General features: G+C 74.3%; 5 protein-coding genes. 3 read left to right on the forward strand and 2 right to left on the reverse strand.

The genetic code is table 11. From position 1 onward, the window contains the following. The 3 genes from PLP61_RS14805 to PLP61_RS14815 all read left to right on the forward strand — a co-directional run. The coding region (locus PLP61_RS14805) for an amino acid ABC transporter ATP-binding/permease protein (protein ID WP_324503520.1) at positions 1-907 on the forward strand (907 nt) is incomplete at its 5' end. Positions 908-920: 13 nt separating this feature from the next. After that, entirely contained in the window at positions 921-1,562 is a 642-nt protein-coding gene (locus PLP61_RS14810) for a lysoplasmalogenase (protein ID WP_324503521.1), read from the forward strand. Positions 1,563-1,572: 10 nt separating this feature from the next. Beyond that, positions 1,573-2,343, forward strand: a complete 771-nt coding sequence (locus tag PLP61_RS14815) for a class I SAM-dependent methyltransferase (protein ID WP_324503522.1) — start codon at positions 1,573-1,575, stop codon at positions 2,341-2,343. Here PLP61_RS14815 and PLP61_RS14820 read toward each other — a convergent pair. Continuing rightward, entirely contained in the window at positions 2,330-4,021 is a 1,692-nt protein-coding gene (locus PLP61_RS14820; protein WP_324503523.1) for a ribonuclease J, read from the reverse strand. The two genes, PLP61_RS14815 and PLP61_RS14820, sit on opposite strands and share 14 nt — an antisense overlap. A gap of 42 nt (positions 4,022-4,063) precedes the next feature. Then, complete coding sequence (gene dapA / locus PLP61_RS14825; RefSeq protein ID WP_324503524.1) at positions 4,064-4,957, reverse strand: 4-hydroxy-tetrahydrodipicolinate synthase; 894 nt, start codon at positions 4,955-4,957, stop codon at positions 4,064-4,066. Between the last annotated feature and the right edge of the window lie 270 nt (positions 4,958-5,227).

Below are 5,227 nucleotides of genomic sequence, written 5' to 3' on the forward strand. Positions count from 1 at the left end.
CGCGGCGCCCCTTGCGGCTGGCCCGCAGACCCTGCCGGCGGCCACCCTCGCCCTGCTGGTGATGCTGCCGGTCGCGCTGGTCGACGCGTTCTCGCCGCTGCCCGACGCTGGAGCGCTGGCGGTGCGCACCAGGGCCGCGGAGGAGCGGCTCGCCGCCCTCGCCACGACGTCGCCCGCCGTGACCGACCCCGAGCGGCCGCAGCACCCCGACCTCACCCGGCCGACCGTCGAGAGCCGGCGGGTGAGCGCCGGCTGGGGACCCCAGGACGCCTTCCGGGACCTGTCCCTGCGCCTGGAGCCCGGCGCGCGGATCGGCCTGGTCGGGGCGTCCGGCACCGGCAAGTCCACCTACGCCGCCCTGCTGATGCGGTTCCTCGACCCCCGTGCCGGCCGGCAGAGCCTGGCCGGCACCGACCTGCGCGACCTCGCGCTGGACGACGTACGCCGGGTGACCGGCCTGGTCGACGACGACCCGCACGTGTTCGGGTCCTCCGTGGTGGAGAACGTGCGTCTGGCCCGGCCCGACGCCACCGACGCGGAGGTCTCGGCCGCGCTGGAGGCCGCCCACCTCGGGCCCTGGGTCCGCAGCCTGCCGGCAGGCCTCCACACGATGGTCGGCGAGGGCAGCGCCCACGTCTCCGGCGGCGAGCGGGCGCGGATCGCCGTGGCCCGGGCGCTGCTGGCCGACCAGCCGGTCCTGGTCCTCGACGAGCCGACCGCCCACCTCGACGCCGACACCGCCCGCCGGGTGGCCGAGGAGATCCTCGACGAGCGGCGCGGCCGCTCGATCGTGTGGATCACCCACGGCGTGATCGGGCTCGACGCCATGGACGAGGTCGTCCGCCTCGGCGCGTACCGGACCGCCGTGCACCCCGACGCCACCGGGCGTGCCATGATCAGCCGGTGAGGCCGGTGACCGGATGACGACCCTGCTGCTCTGGCTCCTCACCGGCGCCTGCGCGGTCACCGACTGGGTGGCGGTCGCCCGCCACGACACCCGGACCGAGCGGTGGGCCAAGCCGGCCACGCTGGCCGCCCTGATCGCCACGGCGCTCGCGATGGGCGCCACCGACTCCGCCGCCGGCCTCTGGCTGCTGGTGGCGCTCGCCTTCGGGCTGCTCGGGGACGTGATGCTGCTCTCGCCGTCCACGGCCCGGTTCCAAGCCGGCCTGGCCGCGTTCCTGGTCGGCCACCTGGCCTACCTCGGCTCCTTCCTGACCCTGGGGATGGACCGGCCCGGCTGGGCGATGGCCGGGCTGGTGGTGGTCGTAGTGGCGCTCGCCCTCGCCCGGGGGGTGCTCCCGGCCACCCAGCGCAGCGACGGCCCGGCGCTCTCTGTGCCGGTCGCGGTCTACATGGCGGTGATCTCGGCGATGACGCTGGCCGCCTGGGCCACCGGGGTGGCACTGGTCGCGGTCGGCGCCTCGGTCTTCCTCGCCAGCGACACCATCCTGGCCGTCGACCGGTTCGTGCAGCCGCGCTCCTGGGCCCGGGTGGCCGTGATGACCACCTACCACACCGGACAGGCGCTGATCGTGCTCGGCGTCCTCGGCCTCGGCTGAGGTCGCTGCGGTGGGCGGCAGGGACGCGGAGGTCGCCCTCAACCGGGAGCTGTGGAGCGTCCTCAACGCGCGCTTCACCGACGCGGAGGCCGACGGGCTCTGGTCACGCGCGGGGGTCGCGTGGGGGCTGTTCCGGATGCCGGACGCGCAGGTCGGCGCGCTCGGGGAGGTCGCCGGGCTCGACGTGGTCGAGCTGGCCGCGGGGACGGCGTACTTCTCCGCGTGGCTCGCCGCCGCCGGTGCCCGGGTCGTCGCGGTGGACCTGTCGGCCGAGCAGCTGGCCACGGCGCACCGGCTGCAGCGGCGGCACGGAACGGTGTTCCCGCTCCTGCAGGCCGACGCCGAGCGGGTGCCGCTGCGGTCGGGCTGCTGCGACCTGGTGGTGAGCGAGCACGGCGCCGCCGCCTGGTGCGACCCGGAGCGGTGGCTCCCGGAAGCGGCCCGGCTGCTGCGTCCGGGGGGCCGGCTGGTCTTCCTCACCAACAGCCTGCTCTCCGCCCTGTGCGTGCCCGCCGAGGAGGGGGTGGCCGAGGAGCGGCTGGTGCGGGGTCAGCGGGAGGCCTACCGGGTGCACTGGAGCGGCGGGGGTGTGGAGTTCCACCCCTCGCACGGCGACTGGGTGCGGCTGCTGCGGCGGGCGGGGTTCGCCGTCGAGGCGCTGCACGAGCTCTACGCCCCGGCGGACGCCGCCGACCACCCGTTCTACGAGATCGTCTCGGCGGAGTGGGCGGCCCGGTGGCCCGCCGAGGAGCTCTGGGTCGCCCGGCTCACGCCTCGATGACCACCGGCACGATCATCGGCCGGCGTCGGTGGGTGCTGTTCACCCAGCGCCCGACGGTACGGCGTACCGCCTGCTGCAGCTGGAAGGAGTCGTCGACGCCCTCACGCAGCAGCGCGTCCAGCGCGTCGACGATCGGCTGGCGGATCTCGTCGAAGGTGGCGTCGTCCTCGGCGAACCCGCGGGCGTGGATCTCCGGGCCGCTGACGACCTTGCCGGTGACCGAGTCGATCACCACGATCACCGAGATGAAGCCCTCCTCGCCGAGGATCCTGCGGTCCTTCAGCGACGACTCGGTGATGTTGCCGACCGAGGCCCCGTCGACGAAGACGTAGCCGCAGTCGACCTTGCCGGCGATGCGCGCCTCGCCCTCGACCAGGTCGACGACCACCCCGTCCTCGGCCACCACGACGTTCTCGGCGGGGACCCCGGTGGCCCGCGCCAGCGCGGCGTTGGCCCGCATGTGGCGGACCTCCCCGTGCACGGGGAGCACGTTGCGGGGCCGGACCACGTTGTAGCAGTAGAGCAGCTCGCCGGCGCTGGCGTGGCCGCTGACGTGGACCAGGGCGTTGCCCTTGTGCACGACCGTGGCGCCCCACCGGGCCAGCCCGTTGATCACCCGGTAGACGGCGTTCTCGTTCCCGGGGATCAACGAGGAGGCCAGGATGACGGTGTCGCCCTCCTCGATGTGCACCAGGTGGTGGTTGCGCTGCGCGATCCGGCTGAGCGCCGAGAGCGGCTCCCCCTGGGAGCCGGTGGAGACCAGCACCTGCCGCTCGGGCGGCAGGTCGGCGAGCTCCTTGGCGTCCACCATCACCCCGGGCGGGACGGTGAGGTACCCGAGGTCCTGGGCGATCGCCATGTTGCGCACCATCGAGCGGCCGACGTAGCCCACCTTGCGGCCGTGCGCGACCGCCGCGTCGAGCACCTGCTGGACCCGGTGCACGTGGGAGGCGAAGCAGGCCACGATGATCCGCTGCCGGCTCTGGTGGAAGACCCGGTCCAGCACCGGCGCGATGTCCACCTCCGGCGTGGTGAAACCGGGCACCTCGGCGTTGGTCGAGTCGGTGAGGAAGAGGTCCACGCCCTCCTCGCCGAGCCGGGCGAACGCCCGCAGGTCGGTGATCCGGGAGTCCAGCGGCAGCTGGTCCATCTTGAAGTCGCCGGTGTGGAGGACGAGGCCGGCGCCGGTGCGGATCGCGACGGCGAGGGCGTCGGGGATCGAGTGGTTGACGGCGACGAACTCGAGGTCGAAGGGGCCGAGGGTGATCCGGTCCCCCTCCTTCACGACGTGCTGGACGGTCTCCTTCAGCCGGTGCTCGCGCAGCTTCGACCCCAGCAGGGCAAGGGTCAGCTCCGAGCCGACCAGCGGGATGTCGCCGCGCTCGCGCAGCAGGTACGGCGCCGCCCCGATGTGGTCCTCGTGGCCGTGGGTGAGCACGAGCGCCTCGATCCGGTCCAGCCGGCCCCGGATCGCGTCGAAGTCGGGCAGGATCAGGTCCACGCCGGGGTGGTGCTCCTCGGGGAACAGCACGCCGCAGTCGACGACCAGCAGACGGTCGTCGTACTCGAAGACGGTCATGTTGCGGCCGATCTCGCCCAATCCTCCGAGCGGGATGACCCGCAGGCCACCCTTCGCCAGCGGTGGTGGGGTGGTGAGCTCGGGGTGCGGGTGGCTCACGAAGGCTCCTGGTGGGTCACGGTCGGGGTGGGTCAGAGTCGGTCAGAGGAGGTGCGAGGCGGCGAGCCCGGCACGCAGCGCGGCCACCTCGTCCTCGTCGAGCGGGACCAGCGGGCTGCGGACGTTCCGGTTGTCCAGCACGCCGAGCAGCTGGAGGGCGGCCTTGGCGGTGGTGGCGCCGTAGTTCGGCACGCCCATCATCGCGTCGATGGCCGGCAGCAGCGAGCGGTACGTCGCCAGCGCGGCCGCGTGGTCGCCGGCGTGGAACTCCTCGGCCATCCGGCGCAGCTGGTCGCCGCAGGCGTGCCCGGCGACGGAGATGAACCCGACCGCGCCGTGCGCCAGCCAGCCGAGGTTCGCGGAGTCGTCGCCGGAGTAGAAGGCCAGCCCGGTGTCGCGCATGAGGCGCACCCCGCGCGCGAAGTCGCCCACAGCGTCCTTGACGGCCACCACGGTGTCCCACTCCGCCGCCCGCGCGTAGGTGTCGGGCGCGATCGCGATCCCGGTGCGCCCGGGCACGTCGTACAGGACGACCGGGACGTCGGTGGCTTCCACGACGGTGCGGAAGTGGTGCAGCACGCCGGCCTGCGAGGGCTTGCTGTAGTACGGCGTCACGAGCAGCAGCCCGTCGGCGCCGAGCTGCGCGGCCTGACGCGCCAGCTCCACCGAGTGCGCGGTCGCGTTGGTGCCGACCCCCGCCACGACCTTCGCCCGGTCCCCGACCGCGTCGATCACCGCCCGCAGGACCGCGGAGGCCTCGGCGACGCTGGTGGTGGGCGACTCGCCGGTGGTCCCGGAGACCACGACCCCGTCGTGACCGTGGGCGACGAGGTGCTCGGCGATGCGCGCGGTGCCCTCCGGGTCGACGGAGCCGTCGTCACGGAAGGCGGTCGCCATCGCGGTGAGGACGGTGCCGAACGGCGCAGCGGAAGTCATGGACTCAGGCTAACGGCTGGGGCTGGCGAGCCGTGCACGGCGACGCGGCGGCCCGCCACTTCGCACCGGTCCTGCCCCCTTCCTGCGGATCGTCGCGGCGGCGTGCTGTAGTGGTGCCGTGAGGAGGTACGCCGCGCTCGGGGCCGTGGTCGCGCTCGCCTGCCTGCCCGCCGTACTCCTGGCGCCGGGGACCGCCTCGGACCCCGCGGAGAGCGCGGCGATCCGGCTGGCCGTCGGGCAGCCCGACCCCGGGCCCGCCGCCCCCGCTGC

Source organism: Nocardioides sp. (assembly GCF_035429765.1).
Classification (GTDB): Bacteria; Actinomycetota; Actinomycetes; order Propionibacteriales; family Nocardioidaceae; genus Nocardioides.

Coding starts and splice junctions, on each gene's coding strand:
- PLP61_RS14810 (WP_324503521.1), top strand. CDS start 921: ATGACGACCCTGCTGCTCTGGCTCCTCACCGGCGCCTGCGCGGTCACC.
- dapA (WP_324503524.1), bottom strand. CDS start 4,957: ATGACTTCCGCTGCGCCGTTCGGCACCGTCCTCACCGCGATGGCGACC.